General features: G+C 51.7%; 17 protein-coding genes and 1 riboswitch. Of the genes, 2 read left to right on the top strand and 15 right to left on the bottom strand.

The features are described from left to right. Nucleotides 1-81: 81 nt before the first annotated feature. The 3 genes from meaB (ACGG9R_RS02065) to ACGG9R_RS02055 all read right to left on the bottom strand — a co-directional run bounded on the left by meaB (ACGG9R_RS02065) (nucleotide 82) and on the right by ACGG9R_RS02055 (nucleotide 6,128). Nucleotides 82-1,257, bottom strand: coding sequence for a methylmalonyl Co-A mutase-associated GTPase MeaB (meaB, locus tag ACGG9R_RS02065; protein ID WP_390150838.1), 1,176 nt, complete (start codon nucleotides 1,255-1,257; stop codon nucleotides 82-84). 399 nt (nucleotides 1,258-1,656) lie between these two features. Then, nucleotides 1,657-3,855 (bottom strand): methylmalonyl-CoA mutase, encoded by a 2,199-nt coding sequence (gene scpA, locus ACGG9R_RS02060; protein ID WP_390150835.1) that lies wholly within the window; start codon nucleotides 3,853-3,855, stop codon nucleotides 1,657-1,659. Next, nucleotides 3,855-6,128 (bottom strand): methylmalonyl-CoA mutase family protein, encoded by a 2,274-nt coding sequence (locus ACGG9R_RS02055; protein ID WP_390150832.1) that lies wholly within the window; start codon nucleotides 6,126-6,128, stop codon nucleotides 3,855-3,857. The genes scpA and ACGG9R_RS02055 overlap by 1 nt, the downstream gene beginning before the upstream one ends. A gap of 294 nt (nucleotides 6,129-6,422) precedes the next feature. Further along, nucleotides 6,423-6,597: riboswitch (cobalamin riboswitch) on the bottom strand. Between the two features lie 204 nt (nucleotides 6,598-6,801). Between ACGG9R_RS02055 and ACGG9R_RS02050 the strand changes: the two genes are divergently transcribed. Next, nucleotides 6,802-7,308: a hypothetical protein gene (locus ACGG9R_RS02050; protein WP_390150829.1), complete on the top strand. Its 507-nt coding sequence runs from the start codon at nucleotides 6,802-6,804 to the stop codon at nucleotides 7,306-7,308. Between the two features lie 283 nt (nucleotides 7,309-7,591). On the opposite strand, the gene ACGG9R_RS02045 is transcribed toward ACGG9R_RS02050, so the two are convergent. The 11 genes from ACGG9R_RS02045 to ACGG9R_RS01995 form a co-directional block, all read right to left on the bottom strand. Further along, nucleotides 7,592-8,002 (bottom strand): biotin/lipoyl-containing protein, encoded by a 411-nt coding sequence (locus ACGG9R_RS02045; protein WP_390150826.1) that lies wholly within the window; start codon nucleotides 8,000-8,002, stop codon nucleotides 7,592-7,594. 38 nt (nucleotides 8,003-8,040) lie between these two features. Continuing rightward, nucleotides 8,041-8,373, bottom strand: coding sequence for a hypothetical protein (locus ACGG9R_RS02040; protein WP_390150823.1), 333 nt, complete (start codon nucleotides 8,371-8,373; stop codon nucleotides 8,041-8,043). 24 nt (nucleotides 8,374-8,397) lie between these two features. Further along, on the bottom strand, nucleotides 8,398-9,927 hold the full coding sequence (locus ACGG9R_RS02035; protein WP_022105921.1) for an acyl-CoA carboxylase subunit beta: 1,530 nt from the start codon (nucleotides 9,925-9,927) through the stop codon (nucleotides 8,398-8,400). Nucleotides 9,928-10,007: 80 nt separating this feature from the next. Further along, complete coding sequence (locus ACGG9R_RS02030; protein ID WP_022105920.1) at nucleotides 10,008-10,460, bottom strand: VOC family protein; 453 nt, start codon at nucleotides 10,458-10,460, stop codon at nucleotides 10,008-10,010. Nucleotides 10,461-10,480: 20 nt separating this feature from the next. After that, on the bottom strand, nucleotides 10,481-11,419 hold the full coding sequence (meaB, locus tag ACGG9R_RS02025) for a methylmalonyl Co-A mutase-associated GTPase MeaB (protein ID WP_022105919.1): 939 nt from the start codon (nucleotides 11,417-11,419) through the stop codon (nucleotides 10,481-10,483). Nucleotides 11,420-11,539: 120 nt separating this feature from the next. Beyond that, nucleotides 11,540-11,935 (bottom strand): cobalamin B12-binding domain-containing protein, encoded by a 396-nt coding sequence (locus ACGG9R_RS02020; protein WP_022105918.1) that lies wholly within the window; start codon nucleotides 11,933-11,935, stop codon nucleotides 11,540-11,542. A 62-nt stretch (nucleotides 11,936-11,997) separates the two neighbouring features. Next, nucleotides 11,998-13,659 (bottom strand): methylmalonyl-CoA mutase, encoded by a 1,662-nt coding sequence (locus tag ACGG9R_RS02015; protein WP_022105917.1) that lies wholly within the window; start codon nucleotides 13,657-13,659, stop codon nucleotides 11,998-12,000. A gap of 306 nt (nucleotides 13,660-13,965) precedes the next feature. Beyond that, nucleotides 13,966-15,513: a succinate CoA transferase gene (locus ACGG9R_RS02010; RefSeq protein ID WP_022105916.1), complete on the bottom strand. Its 1,548-nt coding sequence runs from the start codon at nucleotides 15,511-15,513 to the stop codon at nucleotides 13,966-13,968. Between the two features lie 522 nt (nucleotides 15,514-16,035). Continuing rightward, complete coding sequence (locus ACGG9R_RS02005) at nucleotides 16,036-17,244, bottom strand: O-antigen ligase family protein (protein WP_390150817.1); 1,209 nt, start codon at nucleotides 17,242-17,244, stop codon at nucleotides 16,036-16,038. 397 nt (nucleotides 17,245-17,641) lie between these two features. Beyond that, on the bottom strand, nucleotides 17,642-18,472 hold the full coding sequence (locus ACGG9R_RS02000; RefSeq protein ID WP_390150814.1) for a MetQ/NlpA family ABC transporter substrate-binding protein: 831 nt from the start codon (nucleotides 18,470-18,472) through the stop codon (nucleotides 17,642-17,644). 995 nt (nucleotides 18,473-19,467) lie between these two features. Beyond that, nucleotides 19,468-20,982: a hypothetical protein gene (locus ACGG9R_RS01995; protein ID WP_390150811.1), complete on the bottom strand. Its 1,515-nt coding sequence runs from the start codon at nucleotides 20,980-20,982 to the stop codon at nucleotides 19,468-19,470. A gap of 540 nt (nucleotides 20,983-21,522) precedes the next feature. Here ACGG9R_RS01995 and upp point away from each other — a divergent pair. Continuing rightward, the gene (gene upp, locus ACGG9R_RS01990; protein ID WP_022105912.1) at nucleotides 21,523-22,146 is read left to right on the top strand and encodes a uracil phosphoribosyltransferase; all 624 of its coding nucleotides are present in this window, start codon (nucleotides 21,523-21,525) and stop codon (nucleotides 22,144-22,146) included. 580 nt (nucleotides 22,147-22,726) lie between these two features. Here upp and ACGG9R_RS01985 read toward each other — a convergent pair. After that, nucleotides 22,727-23,368: a CpXC domain-containing protein gene (locus tag ACGG9R_RS01985; protein WP_390150808.1), complete on the bottom strand. Its 642-nt coding sequence runs from the start codon at nucleotides 23,366-23,368 to the stop codon at nucleotides 22,727-22,729. Between the last annotated feature and the right edge of the window lie 1,893 nt (nucleotides 23,369-25,261).

Genomic DNA, 25,261 nt, shown 5'->3' with positions numbered 1-25,261 from the left:
GAAACGGATAAAGGATCCGGTCTATGAGAAACGAAATCGATCCTTGCACGGGATCTCCGCCACCAGTCTGCCGGATGCTCTTTACTTTTCCGTTTCTTCCAAATGCTTGATGGATGCGCGATCCATATCGAAGGAGTGGATAAGCTCCGTAACGGCCTGACTTGGGGAGACGACGCCCGCAAGGACAGCCGCTTTAACGGATGGCAGACGGCTCTTTATGAGCGGATCCTCAAAGAAGAGATTATGCAGATGTTCATCGATCATGCTGTTCACCCAGTCAAGGATCTGGCGCTGTCTGCGGTTTTCAAAGATGCCGGATTTCTTTGTGACCTTTTCAAATTCACGCATGACGGCCCAGAGCTCCAAAAGACCTGTTTTCTTGATCGCGGAGCAACGGTAAGCATGGGTTTTCCAGCCTTCGGTAGCCGGACGGATGAATTCGCACATTCTTTCATACTCGCCCTGTGCGACTTTAGCACGCTCGAGGTTATCCCCATCCGCTTTGTTGACAACGATGGCATCGGCAAGCTCCATGATGCCTTTCTTGATGCCCTGAAGGTCATCGCCGGCCCCTGTCAGTACGACGAGCATGAAGAAATCGACCATGGAGCGGACCGTGGTCTCCGACTGACCGACGCCGACGGTCTCGACGAGGATGACATCACAGCCGGCAGCTTCGCAGAGGAGCATGGTCTCGCGGGATTTTCTCGCGACGCCGCCCAAAGTGCCTTTGGATGGAGAGGGTCGAATGAAGCAGTTCGGTTCACGAGACAGGTTCTGCATACGTGTCTTATCCCCGAGGATAGAGCCGCCGGTGATGGATGAGGTCGGGTCGACGGCAAGGACGGCGACTTTGTAGCCCTGGTGGCAGAGCATCTGGCCGAAGGACTCGATGAAGGTCGATTTACCGGCTCCCGGTACACCGGTAATACCGATACGAAGAGCTCTGCCCGTTTTAGGAAGAAGTCCCTGCAGCACGCGCTGCGCTTTGTCAAAGTCTTTCGGCGCATTGCTTTCGATCAGCGTGATGGCCTTGGACAGCGTCACACGATCTCCTTTGGCCACACCGTCGATGTACTGCTCGACAGTCATTTTCTTACGGAGCGGCACTTTTCGAAGCGGAGCATCCGGGTATTCCTTCGCCCCGGTGATGCTGTTTGCCGTGGTATCTATCCCACGCATGACAGAGCAGGCGAATTCAGGATTTTTCTCTTCCGGTACCCAGCTGGGTCTTAAATCATCATTGTTTTCAGGCATTTGTCATACCCTCCCTTTCCTGGCTTTTTCCCCCTGTAGATGGATCATGAAAAGGAGGACTGCCAAATGAAAATATGATGTGTATCAAGCGTGATTCATTGGTAGTGATAGTGACCGGGCGCGGTGACTATCCATCACCATTTCCATTCCTCTGTTTTCCGGGCTATCACTCGATTTGGATTGCAAGCCCTGCTAGGGAGCCGAGGTCGCCCTCGGCTCCGTGCAGGACAAGAAATCAGATTTCTTTAAAACGCTTCTGTCACTATTCCAGCTGCGAAATGGTCATTGGTTCAGGGTTCGAGGTTCAGGTTAGGGTATCACCATTTCCAGTAAACCCCTGAACCTTGAACCCTTTGCCGATACGCATTGAATGACAGTGTCAGAAAACGGTAGACAACCTTATTCTGCCTTAGCTTCTTCCTTAGCACGGTCTACGAGCATCTGGAGCAACTTAATGCAGCATTTCGGAATGTTGGTGCCTGGTCCGAAGATAGCAACTGCACCATGATCGTACAGGAATTCGTAATCCTGTGGCGGGATAACGCCGCCAATAGCTACGAGGATATCTTCACGGCCGAGTTTCTTCAGGTCTTCGACGATAGCCGGGAGCAGGGTCTTATGACCTGCTGCCAGGGAAGAGAAGCCGACCATATGAACGTCGTTGTCGACGGCATCCTGTGCCGCTTCTTCCGGAGTCTGGAAGAGCGGGCCTACGTCGACGTCCCAGCCCATATCTGCGAAGGAGGTAGCAAGGACTTTCTGGCCTCTGTCGTGACCATCCTGGCCCATCTTCGCGAGGAAGATACGCGGGCGGCGGCCTTCGAGAGCTTCGAATTCGTTAGCCAGTTTCTTTGCTTCATCCAGTTCGGAGGTGTCATCGAATTCATTGGAGTATACGCCGGAAATGGTGTGGATAACTGCATTGAAGCGGCCGGATACCTTTTCAACAGCGTCAGAGATTTCGCCAAGGGATGCACGGTCATGTGCTGCCTGGACAGCAGCTTCCAGAAGGTTGCCGTTTTCACGGGATTCTGCACACTTGGTGATGGCTTCCAGATCGCGGCGGACAGCTTCCGGATCGCGGATGCTTCTGAGTTTTTCCAGACGTTTGATCTGTGCGTTACGTACAGCGGTGTTATCGATGGAGAGAACGTTCAGCGGATCTTCCTTCGCCAGTCTGTACTTGTTCAGGCCGACAATGGTCTCACGGCCGGAGTCGATATCTGCCTGACGACGAGCGGCGCATTCTTCGATACGCATCTTCGGAAGGCCGGTGGAGATAGCCTTGGACATGCCGCCCAGTGCTTCGACTTCCTGAATGTGTGCCCATGCACGTTTGATGATCTCGTTGGTGAGGTATTCCACATAGTAGGAGCCGCCCCATGGATCGATGATCTTGCAGACTTTGGTTTCATCCTGGATGTAAAGCTGGGTGTTACGAGCCAGACGAGCAGAGAAGTCGGTCGGCAGAGCGATTGCTTCGTCGAGTGCGTTGGTATGCAGGGACTGGGTGTGGCCGAGAGCTGCAGACATAGCTTCCATACAGGTACGGCCGATGTTGTTGAATGGATCCTGTTCGGTGAGGGACCAGCCGGAGGTCTGGGAGTGGGTACGAAGTGCCATGGATTTCGGATTCTTTGCGCCGAAGCCTTTGAGGATCTTTGCCCAGAGGACACGAGCTGCACGCATCTTTGCGACTTCCATGAAGTAGTTCTTGCCCTGATCCCAGAAGAAGGACAGACGCTTTGCGAATGCATCGACCGGCAGACCTGCTTTTTCGCCGCAGCGGATGTATTCCATGCCGTCTGCCAGAGTGTAACCGATTTCCAGATCGCAGGTAGCGCCGCATTCCTGAATGTGGTAGCCGGAAATGGAAATGGAGTTGAACTTCGGCATGTACTTGGTGGTGTATTCGAAAATATCACCAATGATACGCATGGACATAGCCGGTGGGTAAATGTAAGTGTTACGTACCATGAATTCCTTCAGGATATCGTTCTGAATGGTACCTGCAAGGATCTTCTTGTCGACGCCCTGTTCGATGCCGGCGGAAATGAAGAATGCCAGAATCGGAAGAACGGCGCCGTTCATGGTCATAGATACGGACATCTGGTCCAGCGGGATGCCGTCGAAGAGGATGTTCATATCAAGCATGGAGCATACGGATACGCCGGCTTTACCTACGTCGCCGATAACGCGCGGGTTATCCGCATCGTAACCGCGGTGGGTCGGAAGGTCGAATGCAATGGACAGACCCTTCTGACCTGCTGCCAGGTTTCTCTTGTAGAATGCGTTGGATTCTTCTGCCGTGGAGAAGCCTGCGTACTGACGAACGGTCCATGGACGGAAAACGTACATGGTGGAGTACGGTCCACGAAGGAATGGCGGGATACCGCTCATGAAGTCCAGATGATTGCAGTCATCATAGACATCTTTGGTATAGAAGGGAGCGACCGGGATCTTTTCCATGGTCGGTTCATAGAGTGCATCAAAGCCTTTGCCGGTCTTGGCTTCCAGCTTTTCCTTCCACTCATCATAGGAGCAGTGTGGATGTTCCCCCAGAGACAGCTGTGTGAAATCAGGATTTGTGTTTGCCATTATTCAATCATTCCTTTCTTTTTCTGCAGCATGCGGAGAATTTCGTAGCAGTTTGCTTTGACGCTGATGAAATCATCTACGCCCGCCTTGCGGTAGGTCTCTTCCAGATCCTTTGGAGCTGCGCCTGCGAGGAAGAGGGTGCCGTCGCCCAGGACTTCTTTCAGTCTCGGAGCCAGAGCCGGTACATCTTCCGGATAGGTCGCATCCGTGGAGCAGATGACAGCGACATCATATGGCGTGCCTTTGTCATCAGCGCCAGCTTTCAGTGCTTCTACGCACTTATCCCAGCGGGAGCCCGGTTTGTCTTCGTCATCCTGGAAACCATTATTGAGATGGACATTGAATTCGCCGACCTGCAGGAAGGAGGTGGAGAAGTCTGCTCTGGCTTTATGCTGCGGGATCTTGCCCATGTTTGCGAGGAAGATCTCGACATTCTTGCCAGTCTTTTCTTTATATGCTTCGGTATCAAAGCGGAGTGCTTCGAAGCGTTCCGTCCAGCGGTGTGCATCGATCTTTTCGATAGCAACGGAGCCTTCTGCATTACCAGCGACTTCATTGATCTCGCCGATAGTCGCACCGGCAGCAGCAGCAGCGGCTGCCTTGTCGATGGCTTCGCCTTCGCCGGCATCTTTGAGTTCTGCCAGCTTCTGGCTTCTGAAAGCAAGATCAAGATCCGCACGGTAAGCCTTAGCTGCATCGCCAAGTTCCTTCTTAATGGCTTCTGTATCTTCCGGACGAGCTTCGAGGAGCACTTCGCCCATCAGCGGGTACATGTTATTGCCGACCGCACGGTCTTTTCTAAGATCCAGTGCTTTGAAGCGCTTTTCGAGGACGGCTTTGATCTCCTTCTGCGGATAGCCTTCTTTGATTGCTTTGGTCATGCCGCCCAGAGATTCGATCTTCTGGAATTCAGCCCAGATCTTTTCTGCCATCTCTTTGGTGAGTTTTTCAATCGCCCAGGAGCCGCCAGCTGCATCGATCGGGCGCAGCATACCGAATTCTTCCTGCAGCATGATCTGCAGGTTTCTAGCGATACGGCGGGAGAATTCATCACCTTTTCTGACGGTATCATCATAAGGTGCATTTTCGTAGGTATCTACACCGCCAACGACAGCAGAGAATGCTTCGGTGGTGTTGCGGAGCATGTTCACGCCCACATCGAAAATGGTCTTTGTGAAGAATGCCGGTTTTGCATGGATCTTCATCGAACGATCTTCTTCTTCTGCACCGAAAGCCTTCATGATGTTCGACCATACCTGACGAGCTGCACGAAGCTTTGCAATTTCAATGAAGAACGTAGCGCCTACATTGAAGCCGAAGTAGAAGGACTGTGCGATATCATGGATCGAAATGCCTCTCTTCAGCATTTCACGGACATACTCTACAGCGACGCCGAAGGTATATGCGATTTCCTGTACGGCCTGTGCGCCGCCCAGAGAGAATACATCGGAAGTGATGAATACGGTCGCTACGCTCGGTGCATTCTTGCGAGCCCAGCGGATGGTCTCTGCCATCTGGTCGTATGCTTTTTCAAGGCTTTCCTTATTCTTGCCATCAGTCAGCAGCTGTGTCAACGGGCTTCCGCCGATCACGCCATGAAGCGCGGACACATCTTTTCCCTGTGCTTTGACTGCGGCAGCCACCATAGCAAGCGGTGCCAGTGCAGATTCGCCGGTATACATCATGAATGGATACTTTGCAAGATCCAGACCGTCCAGAAGGTTATGCACATCTTCGAGAGTGGTCAGAGAAACGCCGGTTTCACCTGGTTTTTCAGCATCCGTCACATCAATGCCATGCAGAGTGGATGCATCAAGGCGTACATTGTATACCGTGGAACCACGATCGATTTCGTGTTTCAGGAGCTCATTATTTTCCTTTGGAAGTGCTTCATCACAGGACTGCGCAATGCCCCATGGTTCTTCTTTGTAACCATTGACTTTCTGACCGCGCATGAAGTCCCCCATGCCCGGATAGTCATCGGTCGGCAGGATCGCATCCTGTGCGTCCGGACCTGTACGCAGGGTATAGATCGGGCTAAAAGTGATACCTTCATACGTCTTGGTGTACATCAGCTTATCAAACGGTTTGCCCTTCAGAAGAGCGTTGCACGCATCTACCCATTCCTCGTAGGTTGGTGGTGTGAATTCATCAAATGTGACCTGTGGGAAATCGGTTTTGCCTTCCGACTGTTTCAGAATCGCTTCCAATTCCTTATCGGTAAGCTGTCTTTCCTGATTTTCCGCGGATGTTGCTTTTGTTACTTCATCCATGAAATAGTTCCTCCTTTAATAATTTATGGCCGCCCACTGACTTACCAGCGCAAATCAAGAGAACGCCCCTTTAGACAATTTCAATCAGACAGAAAGTTCACCTCCTTCAGGTTCACGTCTTGGTCCTACCATAAAAAAACGACTGACCCAGTGGGGGCAGCCGGAAAATAATGAGACCAGGACCGATCTCAATCCCCTCCCCATCTCTCGCAGGTTGACGGAAATACGGATCTTCTCACAAGCCCTGATCTTAGACAGAATCAAATCATGTCTTGGATAGATCCCTACTTCCTTCGCGGTGATTCATTGGCAGATAGTTCTCCTGGCTTGGGCTCCTCATCTCTTCACGCCTTCCCAGACTTTCGCCCAGTGACATAACTGTGAGAGACTCCTCCTTACAGTGGCGGGACCGCTCCGGCTTAGACCGGATTCTCTTTTATGCTTTCGCATCTGCCAGCCATATGAAATTGTCTAAATGACTACAGTCTCAGTATAATTCATATTCTTCTCAGTGTCAATCAATGTTTTTCTCTGTCTCATACATTTCTTGCTAATATTGTATCTGAAATCACAAATTATGCATTGAACAGCAGCCATGATTTATATTATAATAGATTTATATGTAAAGTTTATTTCATTATCATTATTTTTATTCTCATACAAGGAGCTTACCATGGCACTCGATCCGAAAACCAAAGAAACCGTCAGAGAAGAAGCCCTTCGGCTTTCTAAAGAATTTGCTGCACTTGATGGCAGACGCCCGCGTGTTCTCCTCATTGAAATGGAAAATGATCTCGAAAGTGATCGTGAAGAACGAAAACTGGCAGCCAATGCATTGGCTGACTCCGGCTGGGACGTCGACGTCAGCCCCTCGCAGCAGCCGGAGGATGCTGCCAAGGGGGCCGCAGACAATGACGTTCACTTCGTCTTCTACACCACGACCGGTGACGCCAGAGGTAGGAATGCTGTCGCCCTCTCGCGTGCTCTCGCTCTTTATGGCCGTGATGATATCCTGATCGCCGTTCATCAGGTGCCGCCCGAAGAAAAGGAGTCTCTCTTCCGCTACGGCATCCTCTGTGCCTTCCCCAAGGACTATGATTACCTCCAGGCTTCCCTCACCATGCTCCGTATCCTCATCGCAAGAGAAAAGCAGGAAATGGAAGAGGATGATGCCTACTAAGGCGTGACAGGAAGCGGCCGCAAAAGAACAGAGATCAGCCGAGAGGACGTATCCTCCTTTACCATAAATGGGATCATTCGCTTCACCCCTGTCGGCGGTGCTATTTCATATCTGCTATCAAGCCTTGGCTTTTCTGTGCTGACACTACACCAAATACAAAAAGCAACGTGTGATCCGCTCTCACGGAAATGAAGAAACCAAAACGGAGTGCCTGATTCTCTTGGCACTCCGTTTTATTGCAACAAAAAAGCAGCGCATACGCGCTGCTTTTTCATATCGGCTATTAGCCAACGGTGAAGAGAACGTCGCCGCCCTGTACGGACTGACCTTCGGATACCGGCATGCCGGTGATCTTGCCATCGCATGGAGCCATGATCGGGTTGCCCATTTTCATAGCTTCGAGAACGAGGACTTCGTCGCCGGAAGCAACTGCATCGCCAACATGTTTGTTGATGCGGATAACTTTGCCCGGCATCGGAGCTTCAACGGATTCGCCTGCACCTGCAGGAGCTGCTGCCGGAGCTGGAGCCGGAGCCGGTGCTGGAGCCGGTGCCGGAGCTGCTGCTACCGGAGCCGGAGCTGGAGCTGCTGCCGGAGCTGCTGCTACCGGAGCCGGAGCTGCTGCTGCAGCGCCGCCATCTTTAACTACTACATCGTAATCCTGGCCGTTAACTGTTACAGTAAATTTTCTCATTGTCTTTCCTCCTAAATGATTGTACTTTCAACTTTCAATTAGAACTGCTGAGTGCCGGAAACACCTGCAAGACGAGATGCAGAGGTCCAGCCACTTCTAGCTGCCGGGCGGATGGAGACGATTTCGCCGCCACCCATCGCAACGATTGCAGCAGCGATTGCTGCTACAACTGCACCATTGTCAGCTGCTTTAGGAGCTGCTGCTCTAGCTGGAGCTGCCTTCTTCGGAGCTGCTGCCGGTGCCGGTGCTGCGGACTGATTGAGAGATGAACGTACCTGCCAGATCATGATCAGCGCTACTACTGCTACGATAGCAGCAAATACCGCGATATACATAACTGTGTTGTTATCCATCTGTACCCATCCTTTCAATTAGAGTTTTTCTTGCAGCAAATATTACAGCGGAATGTTGCCGTGTTTCTTTGCTGGATGTACTTCGTGCTTGGAAGCAAGCATCTTCAGTGCATTGATGATTGTCGGACGAGTGTTTCTCGGATCGATAACTGCGTCTACATAGCCACGTTCAGCAGCTTTGTATGGAGTTGCGAATTCTTCGACGTATTCAGCTGTACGCTGTTCTTTGTTCGGGTCTTTCTTGAAGATGATGTTTGCAGCGCCTGCAGGTCCCATAACAGCGATTTCAGCGGTTGGCCAAGCGAATACCTGGTCAGCGCCCTGTTCACGGGAGCACATAGCGATGTAGGAACCACCGTAAGCTTTACGGAGGATCATGGTGATCTTCGGAACGGTTGCTTCGCAGTATGCGAACAGCATCTTAGCGCCGTGACGAATTACGCCGGCATATTCCTGCTGTTTGCCTGGCAGGAAGCCTGGTACATCGACAATGTTTACAACCGGGATGTTGAAGCAGTCGCAGAAACGGATGAAACGAGCGGATTTATCGGATGCATTGTAGTCAAGGCAGCCTGCCATGAATGCTGGCTGGTTTGCAATGATACCAACGGTCTGTCCGTCGAAACGTGCGAAGCAGGTAATGATATTCTTAGCGAATTCTTTAGCTACATCGTAGTATTCACCGTTATCTACAACGGATTTGATAACGTCATACATGTTGTATGGAGCGTTGGAGTTTTCTGGCATGATGGTATCGAGAGCCGGATCGGTTCTGGTCGGATCATCACCGGTTTCAACAATAGGAGCATCTTCCATGTTGTTGCTCGGCAGGAAGGAGAGCAGGTAACGAATCTGTTTAATGCAGTCTTCGTCGTTGTCGCAAGCGAACTGAGCTACACCGGAAGTACGGTTGTGGGTCATAGCGCCGCCGAGTGCTTCAGCGGTGATCTTTTCGCCGGTAACGGATTCAACAACTGCCGGGCCGGTCAGGAACATCTGGGATGTTTTCTTGACCATGTAAATGAAGTCGGTCAGAGCTGGGGAGTATACAGCGCCGCCTGCAGATGGTCCCATGATAGCAGAGATCTGCGGAATAACGCCGGATGCAATGGTGTTGCACCAGAAGATCTTGCCGTAGCCAGAGAGTGCATCGACAGCTTCCTGAATACGAGCTCCGCCGGAATCGTTCAGGCCTACGCAAGGAGCACCGACTTTGAGAGCCAGTTCATTTACGTGAACGATCTTAGCAGCGTGCATTTCGCCAAGGGAGCCGCCTTCAACGGTGAAGTCCTGTGCGAATGCGAATACGAGTCTGCCATCAACGGTACCGTAACCGGTAACAACGCCTTCGCCCGGGAGATCTTTCTTTTCCTGACCGAAGTTGTGGCAGCGGGATTTTACAAGGGCATTGACTTCTACGAAAGTGCCTTCATCAAACAGAAGAGCCAGTCTTTCACGAGCAGTCAGTTTGCCTTTTGCATGCTGTTTTTCAACTTTCTTTTCTCCACCCATAGCCTCTACATGAGCGAGGTTTTTGTGAAGAAGTTCAATTCTTTCTGCAACAGTTGCCATTCTTACACCTCCAAAAATTTTAGGGACCCCCGTGAGGGGGATGCCTTACCCCGGTGGGCAAGGCATTTGCCATCGTTCAATTAAGCCTTGAAGGATGGGCCGCCTGGGCGTTCTGTCAGTTCAAGCAGAAGGCCTGTAGCCTTTGGATGCAGGAAAGCGATGTGACAGCCGCCAGCACCGATACGATATTTCTTATCGATGAGCGGAACTTCTTTAGCCTGCAGGTCAGCAAGGCAAGCTTCGATGTCGTCGACACGAAGTGCTACATGCTGGAAACCATTCTTGCCGCCGTTTGCTTTTTCGATGAAACGAGCAATCGGGCCGTCCGGAGTGGTGGAACCCAGGAATTCGAGTTCGCAAGCTTCGGTCTGAGCAGACGGTTTGAAGAAGCTGGTGGTTACATGCTGTTCTTCGACGGTTTCATCCGGAAGGGATGGATCCAGTCCAAGGATGTCTTTCATCTGCTGTTTGATCAGCTGAAGATCTTTAACAGCAACGCCTACATGGTCCACACAAAGTACTTTGAATGCCATAATAAACTCCTCCTTTAAAATTATTTGAATATTTTGCCTACAATGGAATCAACGACCGTGAACGGATCTGTCTTCCGTTCAAAGACTTGTTCCACGCAGTCACTAAATTCACCCGTCGAGGAAATATTTTCCTCAATATGACGGGAAATGCGATCGTGAATCATTTCGAGCATCTCGCTTCTAGCCCGTTCACGTCTTCTTTCTTCAAGGAGACCGGACTCTTCGAGGTACTTTCTATGTTCGCCCAGAGCTGCTACTACTTCGGCTACGCCCTGATCTTTGTTCGCGATCGTTCTCTCAATCGGAGGACGCCAGTTCTGAGCTTCGCCCAGATCAAGCATCATTTCGATTTCGACGTTCAAACGATCTGCGCCATCGCGATCACATTTGTTGATGCAGAATACATCACCAATTTCAAGGATACCTGCTTTGATAGCCTGAATATCGTCGCCTAGTCCAGGTACGAGCACAACAAGTGTCGTATCCGCATTTTTAACGATATCAACTTCTGATTGTCCTACGCCTACTGTTTCGATGAGAATGACATCGAGACCGAAAGCATCCATCAGTTTGACCGCATCTGCAGTCTTGCGGGAAAGTCCGCCGAGGCTGCCGCGCGTACCCATACTACGGATATAAACACCCTTATCCAAGGTCAGGTCGTTCATTCTGATACGGTCACCAAGGATGGCGCCGCCGGAGAATGGACTCGTAGGATCGATGGCTACGATACCTACAGTTTTGCCCTGCTTACGGAACTGCTTAATGAGGGCATCTGACAGTGTGCTCTTACCCGCACCAGGCGCACCAGTAATACCGATGACCTGTGCACGACCGGTATGGTGATAGATTTCTTTCATGACATCTTCAAATCCATCCCGTTCGTCTTCAACGATGGTAATTGCTCTCGCTAAGGCACGTCTGGATCCATTCCAAAAATCCTTCATAGAAAATTCCATGGATGCACCGCCTTTTCGAAGAGTAAATAATATAGTTGCAATGGGACTGAGTATCCCCCCAGCCCCATGCAAGCTACATTTCAACTAATAAACTGTCAAGCTAGTCAGTCTAAAAGTCGATTATTTTACGTTTTCTTTAATGAAGTCGATAACTTCTTTGGTTGGTGTGCCAGGAGTGAAGATAGCTTTTACGCCAGCTTCTTTCAGGCCTGGGATATCGGATTCCGGAATTACGCCGCCGCCAACTACGAGAACGTCGCCCATTCCTTTAGCCTTCAGTGCTTCAACAACTTCCGGGAAGAGGGTGTTGTGAGCGCCGGAGAGCAGGGACAGAGCTACAACATTAACGTCTTCTGCGTCTGCTGCTTCAACGATCTGTTCAACGGTCTGACGAAGACCGGTGTAAATAACTTCCATGCCTGCATCACGAAGTGCACGAGCAATAACTTTTGCGCCACGATCATGTCCATCAAGACCCGGTTTAGCTACCAGTACTCTGATACGTTTGTCTGCCATTGTAAATTACCTCCAGAAATATTTGAGTAATGTAATTATCTTTGCTTCAGGCTGCCCTTAGATTAGAGGGTGTTGTGCGGTTTGTATTCGCCGTAAACTTTACGCAGAACGCCGCAGATTTCGCCTTCGGTGCAGTATGCACGTACGCAGTCGAGGATGACTGGCATAAGGTTGACGTGGTCTGGGCCTTCAGCCGGAGTCTGAGCTGCTTTTTCAAGTTTAGCCAGTTCTTCAGCAACTTTAGCCTGGTCACGGTTTGCTTTATCCTGAGCGAGCTGAGCTTTCTTCTTTTCGCCAACGGATGCGTCAATCTTCAGAAGGCCGGTAACCGGTGGTTCTTCCATGGTGAATTTGTTGACGCCAACGATGGTTCTTTCGCCGGATTCAACAGACATCTGCCAAGCGTAAGCAGCGTCCTGAATTTCTTTCTGGATGTAGCCTTTATCAATAGCTTCTACTGCGCCACCCATTTCATCGATCTTGCGGATGTATTCTTTAGCTTCTGCTTCGATAGCATTGGTCATAGCTTCAACATAGTAGGAGCCGCCGAGCGGATCAACTACGTCAGCCAGGCCGGATTCGTAAGCTACGATCTGCTGGGTACGCAGAGCGATGGTTACGGATTCAGTGGTCGGCAGAGCCAGAGCTTCATCGCGGGAGTTGGTGTGCAGGGACTGGGTTCCGCCCATAACTGCTGCAGCGGTCTGGAGAGCAACACGGATGATGTTGTTGTTTGGCTGCTGAGCGGTCAGCATGGAACCAGCGGTCTGGGTGTGGAAACGCAGTTTCATGGACTTCGGGTTTTCTGCATGGAATCTTTCCTTCAGAATGGTAGCCCACAGACGACGGGATGCACGGAATTTTGCAACTTCTTCGAGTACGTTGTTGTGAGCGTTCCAGAAGAAGGACAGACGGCCTGCGAATTCATCGATCTTCATGCCAGCTTTCAGAGCTGCTTCGATGTATGCGATACCATCAGCGATGGTGAATGCGATTTCCTGAGCAGCGGTGGAGCCTGCTTCACGGATATGGTAGCCGGAAATGGAGATGGTGTTCCACTTCGGTACGTTTACGGAGCAGTATTCGAAGATATCGGTGATCAGACGCATGGACGGTTTAACCGGGAAAATGTAGGTGCCGCGAGCTGCGTATTCTTTCAGGATATCGTTCTGGATTGTGCCGCGAAGAGCAGCTGCCGGAACGCCCTGTTTTTCAGCTACAGCGATGTACATAGCCAGCAGTACGGAAGCCGGTGCGTTGATGGTCATGGAAGTGGAAACTTTGCCGAGGTCGATGCCGTCGAACAGTCTTTCCATATCGTAGAGAGAGTCGATAGCTACGCCTACTTTACCAACTTCGCCAGCGGACATTTTGTCGTCGGAGTCATAGCCGATCTGGGTTGGCAGGTCGAATGCGCAGGACAGGCCGGTGCCGCCGTTAGCGATCAGGTATTTGTAACGTTTGTTGGATTCTTCAGCGGTGGAGAAACCAGCATACATACGCATGGTCCAGAGTTTGCCACGGTACATGGTCGGCTGTACGCCACGGGTGTATGGATATTCGCCCGGGAATCCGAGGTCTCTTTCATAGTCGAAACCTTCGAGATCGAGTGGGGTGTACAGGTTCTTGTGTTTCAGACCAACTCTTTCCGGATGTTTTGCGCACTGTTTTGCATAGGTGTCATTGTAAGCTGCAAGTTTAGCTTTCAGGGATTCGTTAGACATGAGTTCATCTTCCTCCTAAAAAAGTAAGTATGTAAAACTCTAGGAAGCTTTTCCTTGACTTCGGTGGCCGCGACTTTGTGTTCTTCTTACCACTTACATAGGATCTATCTTCCCAATGGGGTCACGCAAAGCCCTTGGCTGCTGCAGCGCTCATTTGAGTCTTCTTGCAGCAGCGATTGGGGACTCTTGCTGACCCATGTATTGACACTGTCGTGTGACAGATATCACCATAGGTAATTATACAGTATTATCTGTATTTGTAAAGCATTAAATGCCTTGCCTCATGCGGCTTCTTGAAGAATTAAATTATTTCTTGAAGTGCATGTCGCCGTTTTCAGCGAGGCTCTCATGGAATTTGAATGCTTCCTGAAGGAGATGCGGGGTCTGGCTTTCGCCGCAAGCTGCGCATGCTCTTTCATAGTAGTCCATGAGCTGGTCTCTGAAGGACGGATGAGCGACGTTGTTGATGATGACCTTTGCTCTTTCTTTCGGGGACAGACCGCGAACATCAGCGACGCCCTGTTCGGAAATGAATACATGGGTATCATGTTCGGTGTGGTCAACATGGGAGCACATCGGAACAACTGCGGAGATCTTGCCGCCCTTAGCGGTGCTGTGGCAGAAGAAGCAGGACAGGAAGCCGTTACGAGCAAAGTCGCCGGAGCCGCCGATACCGTTCATCAGCTTGGTGCCGCTTACATGGGTGGAGTTTACGTGACCGTAGATATCCATTTCCAGAGCGGTGTTCATAGCGATGACGCCGAGACGACGAGCTACTTCGCCGTTGTTGGAGATTTCCTGCGGACGAAGGATGATCTTCTTGCTGTATCTGTCGATGTTGTCGTAGAAGCGTTTCAGTCCATCCGGGGATGGGGAGAGGGAAGTACCGGAGATCATGTCGATCTTGTCTTTATCGATCAGGTCGAACATGCCATCCTGAATAACTTCGGTGTATACGGAAAGGTTCTTGAAGTCGGATTCTACGAGGCCATGGATAACAGCGTTTGCTACGTTGCCTACACCGGACTGCAGTGGGAGCAGGTTTTCCGGCAGTCTGCCATGAGCGACTTCGTTTTTCAGGAAATCGATCAGGTTGTTGCCCATTGCTTCTGCGTCGTCATCGAGCGGAGCGAGTGCGCGGGTAACGTCTGGCAGATCGCATGGAACGATAGCAACGATCTTTGCCGGATCGCATGGGATGTAAGGAGTGCCTACGCGGTCGCCAGCAGTTTTGATCGGAATCGGTTCGCAGTGCGGCGGGTTCTTTCTCATGTAGATATCAGCCATGCCAGCGAGTTCCAGCGGCTGGGTGGTGTTGACTTCTACGATGACTTTCTTAGCGGTATCTACGAATACCGGAGAGTTGCCGATAGCAGTGGTCGGGTACAGTTCGCCGTTCGGTCCGATCTTGCAGACTTCTACTACTGCGAAATCTGGGCCGGTGACACGTTCACCCTTCACGTTGGTGAAGAAGCCAGCACGGATCTGCTGAGCTACATGGGACAGGTGAAGGTCATAATAGTTGATGCTGCCTGCATTGATGGCTTTTCTGAGGTTGCCGTTGGTCTGGTATGGCATACGGTTTCTGATGCCGTTTACAGCAACCAGTTCAGTATCAATCTGGGAACCAGTAGAAGCGCCAGTCCATACGTCTACCTGGAATGGGGTTTCTTTCATACGTTCTGCGAGTTCATGCATGGTGATCTTCGGATAGCCGCATGGGGTGAATCCGGAAATACCAAGGATGTCGCCTGCCTGAATCATAGCTGCTGCAGTTTTAGCATCACAGATTTTTGCTTTCAGATCTGCACTTTCAATTCTGCTAAGGAATTCGCTATCATTGGTGTCGATCATTACTATCATCCTCCCAAAAATATAAAAATATCAAAAGTCCAGTACCTCTTTGAGCTTTCTCTATGGTCTGGAGCTTTTTGCCTCATAAAAACACAGCCGTGCTTCCGAAGTATAAAAGAAAAAGGAGTCCTTTCTGCTTTCCTATGACCGCATGTAAACATGTCTCATAACATCAGAAAAACTCCTCCTTGGTATCATCGGTCTCACCGACTGTATTTGTGACCTCTTCAGTCATCACTGTTATTATATCACACTTTTTTCGAAAGGTTCGTAAAAAGTAAGTTCTTTGTTTTTAAAATTCTCATAGGGATGTTATAAATAATTCCTATTAGACAAATCATCATTTATGTGACTCAGAATCTACAGGCTATGAAAGCGATGATCCTCGCAGTACAGGTTATAGAAATGGTACAGGGGAGCGCCGCCGGGCCGCACTCGAAGGCTTCCCGCGAAGGTGATCTGTGAAGACCTGTGCATCGCTTCGGGCATCGCCGCCCCCTTCACGCTTCCCCCGATAACCGCTCACCAGTCCCCGCTTCCTACGCAAAGTGCGGAAAGGCTCCAGAAGCAGAAGGAGATCGAGCGTCCGAAGAGGACATGGTCGCTCATGCTGATGACGGCGATGGCCATGACCATGAGCAGACCGCCAAGCCCCAGCGTTCGCGTGAAGAGGCTGGCCTTGCCCCGGTAGAGCTTCCAGCAGAGGAAGCCCTGGGCGAAGAAGGTCAGAAGGAAGGCTGCTCCGCCTATGATGCCGACTTCGGCGAGCATATTGAGATACATGTTGTGCGCATGGAAGATGAGGACGTGCTCATCCTGAATAAAGAAGTTGTAGTCGGGATAGGCCAGATAATAGCTCCCCCACCCCACGCCGAGAAGCGGGTGCTCTTCGATCATGGCGATAGTGCTCTCCCACAGGGCAAAGCGCAGGCCGACAGAGGTGTCCTCGCCGGAGAAGAGGGACAGGAAACGCTCGACCATCTGTCCATGGTAGAAGAAGAGAACAAGAGGGATGAGGAAGAAAAGAAAGCCGAATCGCTTGTCATAGAAGAGAGTGAGTCCTAAGACGATGGCCGCAAGGCTCAGCCATGCGCCGCGTGAATAGGTCAGCGCAAGGCAAAGAAGCAGGACGAAGAGAATGATGGCAAAAGCCCATTTCCTTTTTTTCTGCCGCTCCCTGAGAAAGAAAGCAGTGAGGATGCTGATGATCATGACGGCATAGGCCCCGAGGAGATTCGGATTTTCCAGTGTCGAATACATGCGGCGCCGAAGGAGAGGAAATCTCTCGGGATCGACCCAGCTCTGCGCCGTCATATCAGCTGCCATGCCTGCCACATTCGCATACTGGATGAAGCCATAGGCGGCCACGCAGATGGCTCCTGCCAAGAAGGCATAGAGCGCCTTCTCCTTTTCCCGCACGGAGGAAAGAAGAGAAAGGATCAAAAGGTAGATCGCGGCATACATCAATGGCTGGAAGGCCCAGTTCATGAGTGAAAAGGCAGGGTCGGGAGAGTGGAAGCCGGAGAAAAAGGCACACGCCAAAAAGACCGCCGGCAGTCCCCAGAGGCGAGGGCGCACGCATTTCACTTCGCCTGTGGTACAATGATTCACTGCCCAGAGAAGAAGGCAGGGGAAAAGTGTCACGTAAAACACATAGGGATGAAGCGGCAGCAGAAAGAGTGTCGCATATAAAAGATTCTGAATGTTCTTTTTCGAAGCGAGAAATCGCATGGAGGGCTCCTGACATGGGAAATGATATTTTTTCTATGATCCTATCTCAGTATATCATTATATAGAATGGGGAACCGTTCAGCAATAGAGAAGGAGAAAGGAGCAAGGTGGATGGGCGCCAGGTTTGCTCTTATGGCGCGCCATCCCATAATCGCGGATGCAAAGAATGAGAAATAGCGGTGGCGGCTTCGCCGCAATATATAGGAGGCGATACCCAAAGGTTTCCAAGAGATCAGGTTTCCCGCTTGCGCTTTTCTAACATGATTTGTTTGACCGCGAATGACAAAGATTTCTCGCTTCGCTCGAAATGACAATGCGAGAGAGTCTGATTTTTTCCAGTCACCAGTCTCCGCCCAACAAAAAACTCCCCTTTCGGGGAGTTTTTTGTTGGGCGCGATCAGAATACGGTCTTGACAGAGCCGCCATATTTCTTTTCGATGAAGTCCTTGACTTCTTTGCTTGTGAGCGCTTTCATGAGCTTCTGGAGTTCCGGACGGTTTTCATCACCTTCACGGACAGCTACGATATTCGCATACGGGGAGTCGGAGCCTTCGCTGTAGATGGCACTCTTCGGATCGAGCTTTGCTTCGAGGGCGAAGTTCATATTGATAATCGCGATATCCGAATCCTCCAGGGCACGCGGAAGCTGCGGAGCTTCCAGTTCGGAGAATTCCAGATTCTTCGGGTTCTCTGCGATATCCTGCGGGGTCGCGGTGATCGGAGCGCCTTCCTTCAGTTTGATGAGACCGGCAGACTGGAGGACGAGGAGGGCGCGGCCGCCATTGGTCGGATCGTTCGGAATGGCTACATGCGCACCGTCAGCAAGATCATTCAAAGACTTCAGCTTCTTGGAATACACGCACATCGGTTCGAGATGGACAGCTCCCAGGGATGTCAGCTTCAGGCCTTTGGATTTGCAGAATTCATCCAGATATGGTTTGTGCTGGAAGAAGTTCGCATCGAGGCTCTTATCTGCAAGGGCCAGGTTCGGCTGGACATAGTCGGTGAATTCGACCATTTCGACCTTGACGCCTTCTTTGGCGAGCTTGTCTTTCACAACGCCGACGATCTCAGCGTGCGGTACAGGGGATACGCCGACCTTGATGGTGGTTTCTTTGGCAGCTTTCGAAGAAGCAGAGGACGCGGCTTTCTGGTCACCGCAGCCTGCGATGATGCCAGCAGCCGCGAGGACTGCAGCCGATACGAGGATGGCTTTTTTGAAGTTCATAGGGATCCCTCCAGACGGAAAAAGAGAGGTACGGCTATGCGCCGCACGCATATCATATGAAATATAGTTTTATTTATAGCACTAGTGAAAGGGCTGCGTCAAGAGGAAATGAAGGTTCAGGGTTCAGGGTTAGCCCATGGAGCGTGCCGTCCTTTGATTGAGCGAAAGAGATTCAGCGGGTTCTGTAGGTTCTACGGGTTCAAAGGGGTTGGTGCGGCGCAAATAATAATGAAGCACCGCGGAGTTTTGATAGCGCTTCGCGCTGTCGTCATTTCGAGCGTAGCCGAGAAATCTATATTGCAGAACGCTCATTGCCTGATGTGAGGCAGCACCAAGACATCGTTTCCCCTCAGTGCATACACGCTGATTCCTGCAGGGCAGTAGAGATCCCTCGGCTGCGCTCGGGATGACGATGCCGAAGAACCCCAGTCACTAGTCACTAGAGGCTCCCAATCCCCAGCCACTCATTCCTGCTTTCAAACTTCAGGGGTAGCCCATGGAGCGTGCCGCCCTTTGATTGAGCGAAAGAGGGTTCAGGGTTCAAGGTTCAAGGTTCAGGGTTCAGGGTTCAGGGTTCAAGGTTGTGGTGCGGCGCATTTCGTCATCCTGAGCGGAGGAAAACGTCGTATGTTAAAAAATGGCTTATCTGAAACGGGAGAACTGAGTCGAAGGCTCTAAGCGCCGCGGAGTTTTGATAGCGCTTCGCGCTGTCGTCATTTCGAGCGTAGCCGAGAAATCTATATGGCAGAACGCTCATTGCCTGATGTGAGGCAGCACCAAGACATCGTTTCCCCTCAGTGCATACACGCTGATTCCTGCAGGGCAGTAGAAATCCCTCGGCTGCGCTCGGGATGACGATGCCGAAGAACCCCAGTCACTAGTCACTCAAGGCTCCTAATCCCTAGCCACTCATTCCTGCTTTCAAACTTCAGTCTCAAATAAAAAATCACGCCATGCGACTACCTCGCACCGCGTGATCTTCTATTTCTATCAATTTATTCCTTCATGACCGTCCCATCGGCAAGTGTGATGGTGTGTCCGTTGTAATGGATCGTGCCCAGATTGAAGAGGCTGGTGATCCGAGAGTCTGCGGTCAGGTTCCATGTAGAGCCTTCCGCAATGAAGACATCAGCATTGGTCTTGTACGGAGCACCCTCCTGGGCATTCGGAGCGATGGTGATCGCACCGGTCCAGGTGGACTGGTCTTTGATACTGAGATTGATATCCGAGATGGTATCGAGGAGAATATCGCCATTCAGGATCTGATGCGACAAGATGACTTCCGCGTGACCGCCGTTTGCGCCCGCATCGCCCCAGCCGTAGCCGCCGTCATTGCCCGTGATGGTGAAGACAGGCGATGCTTCATCCTGCGTGAGCGTGGTGTCCTTCAGCGTGATGCGGCAGTGGGTGCCGGTCACATAGAACATGCCGCCCTTATGAGAGATGAGGCTTGCATGATTCGCCTCGAACTGCTGCGTCCCCGTGACACCGATCGCGTCGGCGTCCGAGTACATGACGATATTGTAAGGAAGCGCGCCCGTCTCATTGCCTTCGAGCGTCGCTCCTTCGAGCGTGATGGAGCTGATATTTTTGATGACGGCTGCCTTGGTCTTTTCCGCCTTGACAGAGCCGCCTGTGACGGTCACATCGCCCTGGGTATAGATGCCGTGTGCATTGGCACCGGAAGCGGTGAAGGCAGAGTTTTCGGTGAGAAGAATGCCGCCGTTTTGAGAGATGCGGATCGCCGGCGACTGATCTCCGGTGGTAGTGACCGTGGATGCCTCTACCTTCATCATCGCACGCTGGGAGACTTCGACGCCGGAAGCCTGCGCGCCCGTGGTGGAGACCTCTGCATTCGTCAGATTGATGTACGTGCCCTTGCTGTAGCCATAAGCGCCCGTCGCGCCGTTTCCTGTGCTGGAAATCTTCACATCCGTGAAAGCCCCGTGTCCGCCATGGGTCACGAGCAGCGCCGCATTCATCCCGTAAAGGTCACTGTTTTCTGCACTCGAGGTGTCACCGGACTTCGTGATGGTATCGCCCTTCGCGGTAATGTATGCCATGGAGACGCGAAGCGCATTCTCATCCGCTTTGTCCGAGCTGTAGGTCATGCCGTCATACGCACCATCGGATCCGATCTCGGTGGCTGCACTCCCCTGATCTGCGGTATACTTCGCCGCCGGTGCAGGGGCAGGGGCAGGCGCAGGTTCGGGTTCCGGTTCCGGCTCTGGCTCCGGTTCCGGTTCGGGCAGCGGAGCGGGCTCCGGCTCTGCAGGCTTAGGCGCTTCCGGTGAAAGATTCTTGAACGTGCCTGACTCGACCGCGCTCTGGACATCAGGAAGCGTCAGAGAAAGTCCCTTCATCAGGGCATCGGTGTAGTTCACACCTTCAGCAGGTGCTTCCTGGGCGGCCGCCGGAGCCGGCTCTGCTGCCTCTGCCATAGAAAGCGGCATCACCGCCCCTGTCAGAGCCAGTGCGCAGAGAAGGGATGTCAGTTTATTGGATTTCATACGATTCCTCTTTTCTTTACTTGGAGCTATATGGACCTCAAACTACATATAAAGGTATAAGAATTCATTTCTGTCATACTGTCTTTCATTTTACAACATTCTTCGGGAATTGTCATTAAAGAAAGGTTTAAGAAAACAGGGTTCGCTCGTGGGGCGTGCCCTGAAGTTTGAAAGCAGGGATGAGGAGAACTAGTGACTGGTAGCTAGGGATTAGTAGCCTCGAGTGACTAGTGACTAGTGACTGAAATGCCACCTTCGGGCCTCGCCATTATTGATACTCCGCGGTGCTTAGATCCTTCGACTCAGTTCTCCTGTTTCAGATAAGCCATTTTCTAACATACGATGTTTCCCTCCGCTCAGGATGACGAAACGCGCCGCACCAGCACTTCGCATTTCTCATTTCACATTTCTTATTCAAGCGAAACTTTCGCACGCAATCAAAGGGCCGTCCCTCCCCCAAACCTCTCTCATTTGTGCTACAATGAGAAAAGCCAAAATCGCTACTTCCTATTCACTCTGTATTTCCCCAAGGAGGCCATTATGCATATCCATGTCATTGATCATCCGCTGATCCAGCACAAGCTGACCATTATGAGGAAGAAAGAAACCAGCTCCGGTGAGTTCCGCCGTCTGCTGCAGGAGATCACGCTCCTGATGGGCTATGAGCTCACCCGCGATCTGCCGCTCGAAGATGTCGCTATCGAGACACCGCTTGAAAAAGCGACAGGAAAACAGGTCGCCGGCAAGAAGCTCGGTATCGTCCCGATCCTGCGCGCCGGCTTCGGCATGGTGGAAGGCCTCACCGAACTCATGCCGTCTGCCCGCATCGGCGTCATCGGCCTCTACCGCGATCCTGTCACCGCCAAGCCGATCGAATACTATTGCAAGCTCCCGGATGTGGAAAATCGCGACTTCATCCTTGTCGATCCGATGCTCGCTACCGGAGGCAGCGCCGTCGCAGCCATCGACATGATGAAAGAAAAAGGCGTCAAGAATATCAAATTCATGTGTCTCGTCGCTGCCCCGGAAGGTGTCGAGGTCGTGAACCAGGCACATCCGGACGTTCCGATCTATACCGCCTCCCTCGACCGTCAGCTGAATGAAAAGAAATACATCCTCCCGGGCCTTGGCGATGCCGGCGACCGCATCTTCGGGACGAAGTAAGAAGGTTTAAGGGTTCAGGGTTAGCTCATCGGGCGAGTTTCCCTTTGATTTCATTGGGAAAGAGGTTCAGAAGGTTCTATAGGTTCTGAGGGTTCAACGGGGAAGGTGCGGCGCATAAAAGCATGGAAGCGCCGCGGAGGTCTGAAACTAGCGGTTTTCTCGTATCGCAAACCTAATCCCTAGCCACTAATCCCTAGCTACCAGTCACTAGTCACTAGTCACTAGCCACTAGCCACTCATCCCTGCTTTCAAACTTCAGAGTTCAGGGTTGTTGTGGCGGCTTCGCCGCAAGTAATATAGGCGATGCCCGCTTGCCGTTTTCCTCCCTGTTTCCATCGAAAAAGCCGCAGAGTGAATCCAACGATTCCCTCTGCGGCTTTTTTGATGCAGATAAAATATAAGCGGCCTTCGGGCATCGCCCATCTATACTCCGCGGCGCTTAGATCCTTCGACTCAGTTCTCCCGTTTCAGATAAGCCCATACGACGTTTTTCTCCGCTCAGGATGACGAAATGCGCCGCACCACAACCTTGAACCCTGAACCCTCAATCAAAGGGTGCCCCGCCCACGGGCTTCCCCTTCTATCCCATCCGTTCTACGACATCCTTCGCCCAGTCGCGATCGATATAGAGATCATTCCTTGTCGCGGCATCGAGGCGTTCATACGCGCTGTCATAGATGGCCTTGTACAGGGATTCATCAAATTCCATCGATGCCACCATTTCTCCCGCTCTGCGGAAGAGGAAGCCGTGCACTCCGTCGTCATTGGTCGCGAAATAGATCTCATCGATCTTCTTATCCTTGTAGTGCGCCTCGACATTATCCCATACGGAGCCCTTGATGATCTCCACGATCCGGTCATCGAAGCCCGCATCGAGGATGAGGAGCTTTTCCTTGAATGCATTGTAGGAACGGACGATGCGTTTCCGATAGCCGTCGAAGGCATTCCCCCGCTGGTCCAGGATCCGCGCCATCTCCGATGCATCCTCGCCATCTGCGCTGACATAGATCAGCACCTTATCCTCCTGCTGATGATAGAGGAAATTGTAATTCAAAAGCGCTGACGCGCCGCACTCCGGGCAGTGGAAACGGAAGGCCTCGTCATTTCTGACCTTCTCCTTCATCTCCGGATTCTTCATCGTATTGATGCTGTCCCATACACGGAAAGACGTCTTCTTCCCGCATTTCGGACAGGTGATCTCCTGCATAGCACTCTGTGACATAATTGGCCTCCTGTAATTGAATCTCTATCCATTATAACAGGGGACCTGCGCCTTGGGAAGAAATAGTGAGAAATCAAAACGCAGCGAAGAAAGCAAGGCGGCAAGACACTTTCTGAGGAAACACCGCCCTAAAATGAGATGCCCATCACCTCACGCTCGCGATCTCCCCCGCGATCGCGAGATCCTCCAGTCTTCCTCTCGTACACGAACCGATACAGACCTCGTGATCTGTGAGGTGAGCCTTTCCCCGTTTCGCCTGCCCGATCACAGCTGAGAAATGACAACATGGGGAAAGCGGCATTCTCGTATCTCCCTCCTTCCTCTGGAAGGAGGTGCCCCGAAGGGGCGGAGGCTCGCTCATGCTATCAGTTGAAAAAGAATGTGAGATATGCCTTCCCTCGTATCGTCATCCCGAGCGCAGCCGAGGGATCTTTTTCGTTTCCCGTTTCCCTTTTCCTTCGTAAAGCTGTCTGCATGAAGCACCGTGATTCCACGTCGCATGGAGTACGGTGCTTCCCGTTATCCGCTGTCCTCCCATGTCTTGATCGATCGCAAACGAAAAAGATTTCTCGCTTTCGCTCGAAATGACAACATGGGGAAAGCGACATTCTCGTATCTTCCTCCTTCCTCTGGAAGGAGGTGCCCCGAAGGGGCGGAGGCTCGCTCACGCTATCGGTTGAAAAAGAATGTGAGATATGCCTTCCCTCGTATCGTCATCCCGAGCGCAGCCGAGGGATCTTTTTCGTTTCCCGTTTCCCTTTCCCTTCGTAATGCTGTCTGCATGAAGCACCATGATCCCACGTCGCAGAGAGTGCGGTGCTTCCCGTTATCCGCTGTCCTTGCCTCTTTTCCTGATCGCGAACGAAAAAGATTTCTCGCTTCCGCTCGAAATGACAACATGGGGAAAGCGGCATTCTCGTATCTCCCTCCTTCTTCTGGAAGGAGGTGCCCCGAAGGGGCGGAGGCTCGCTCATGCTATCAGTTGAAAAAGAACGTGAGATATGCCTTCCCTCGTATCGTCATCCCGAGCGCAGCCGAGGGATCTTTTTCGTTTCCCGTTTCCCTTTTCCTTCGTAATGCTGTCTGCATGAAGCACCGTGATCCCACGTCGCATGGAGTACGGTGCTTCCCGTTATCCGCTGTCCTCCCATGTCTTGATCGATCGCAAACGAAAAAGATTTCTCGCTTCCGCTCGAAATGACAACATGGGGAAAGCGGCATTCTCGTATCTCCCTCCTTCCTCTGGAAGGAGGTGCCCCGAAGGGGCGGAGGCTCGCTCACGCTATCGGTTGAAAAAGAATGTGAGATATGCCTTCCCTCGTATCGTCATCCCGAGCGCAGCCGAGGGATCTTTTTCGTTTCCCGTTTCCCTTTTCCTTCGTAATGCTGTCTGCATGAAGCACCGTGATCCCACGTCGCATGGAGTACGATGCTTCCCGTTATCCGCTGTCCTCCCATGTCTTGATCGATCGCAAACGAAAAAGATTTCTCGCTTTCGCTCGAAATGACGATACGGGGAAAGCGGCATTCTCGTATCTCCCTCCTTTCTCTGGAAGGAGGTGCCCCGAAAGGACGGAGGCTCGCTCACGCTATCGGTTGAAAAAGAATGTGAGATATGCCTTCCCTCGTATCGTCATCCCGAGCGCAGCCGAGGGATCTTTTTCGTTTCCCGTTTCCGTTTTCCTTCGTAATGCTGTCTGCATGAAGCACCGTAATCCCACGTCGCATGGAGTACGGTGCTTCCCGTTATCCGCTGTCCTCACTTTTCCTGATCGATCGCGAACGAAAAAGATTTCTCGCTTCCGCTCGAAATGACGATACGGGGATGCGGTATTCTCGTATCATGCATTTAGCCAAACTCGGAGCGGGCAACAAAAAAGGAAATCCCATTTC

Origin of the sequence: Dialister sp. i34-0019-2H8 (assembly GCF_042846925.1) — a bacterium.
Lineage (GTDB): Bacteria > Bacillota > Negativicutes > Veillonellales > Dialisteraceae > Dialister.
This window is presented reverse-complemented; position numbering and strand designations above follow the sequence as displayed.

Coding starts and splice junctions, on each gene's coding strand:
- meaB (WP_390150838.1), bottom strand. CDS start 1,257: ATGCCTGAAAACAATGATGATTTAAGACCCAGCTGGGTACCGGAAGAG.
- scpA (WP_390150835.1), bottom strand. CDS start 3,855: ATGGCAAACACAAATCCTGATTTCACACAGCTGTCTCTGGGGGAACAT.
- ACGG9R_RS02055 (WP_390150832.1), bottom strand. CDS start 6,128: ATGGATGAAGTAACAAAAGCAACATCCGCGGAAAATCAGGAAAGACAG.
- ACGG9R_RS02050 (WP_390150829.1), top strand. CDS start 6,802: ATGGCACTCGATCCGAAAACCAAAGAAACCGTCAGAGAAGAAGCCCTT.
- ACGG9R_RS02045 (WP_390150826.1), bottom strand. CDS start 8,002: ATGAGAAAATTTACTGTAACAGTTAACGGCCAGGATTACGATGTAGTA.
- ACGG9R_RS02035 (WP_022105921.1), bottom strand. CDS start 9,927: ATGGCAACTGTTGCAGAAAGAATTGAACTTCTTCACAAAAACCTCGCT.
- ACGG9R_RS02030 (WP_022105920.1), bottom strand. CDS start 10,460: ATGGCATTCAAAGTACTTTGTGTGGACCATGTAGGCGTTGCTGTTAAA.
- meaB (WP_022105919.1), bottom strand. CDS start 11,419: ATGGAATTTTCTATGAAGGATTTTTGGAATGGATCCAGACGTGCCTTA.
- ACGG9R_RS02020 (WP_022105918.1), bottom strand. CDS start 11,935: ATGGCAGACAAACGTATCAGAGTACTGGTAGCTAAACCGGGTCTTGAT.
- ACGG9R_RS02015 (WP_022105917.1), bottom strand. CDS start 13,659: ATGTCTAACGAATCCCTGAAAGCTAAACTTGCAGCTTACAATGACACC.
- ACGG9R_RS02010 (WP_022105916.1), bottom strand. CDS start 15,513: ATGATCGACACCAATGATAGCGAATTCCTTAGCAGAATTGAAAGTGCA.
- ACGG9R_RS02005 (WP_390150817.1), bottom strand. CDS start 17,244: ATGCGATTTCTCGCTTCGAAAAAGAACATTCAGAATCTTTTATATGCG.
- ACGG9R_RS02000 (WP_390150814.1), bottom strand. CDS start 18,472: ATGAACTTCAAAAAAGCCATCCTCGTATCGGCTGCAGTCCTCGCGGCT.
- ACGG9R_RS01995 (WP_390150811.1), bottom strand. CDS start 20,982: ATGAAATCCAATAAACTGACATCCCTTCTCTGCGCACTGGCTCTGACA.
- upp (WP_022105912.1), top strand. CDS start 21,523: ATGCATATCCATGTCATTGATCATCCGCTGATCCAGCACAAGCTGACC.
- ACGG9R_RS01985 (WP_390150808.1), bottom strand. CDS start 23,368: ATGTCACAGAGTGCTATGCAGGAGATCACCTGTCCGAAATGCGGGAAG.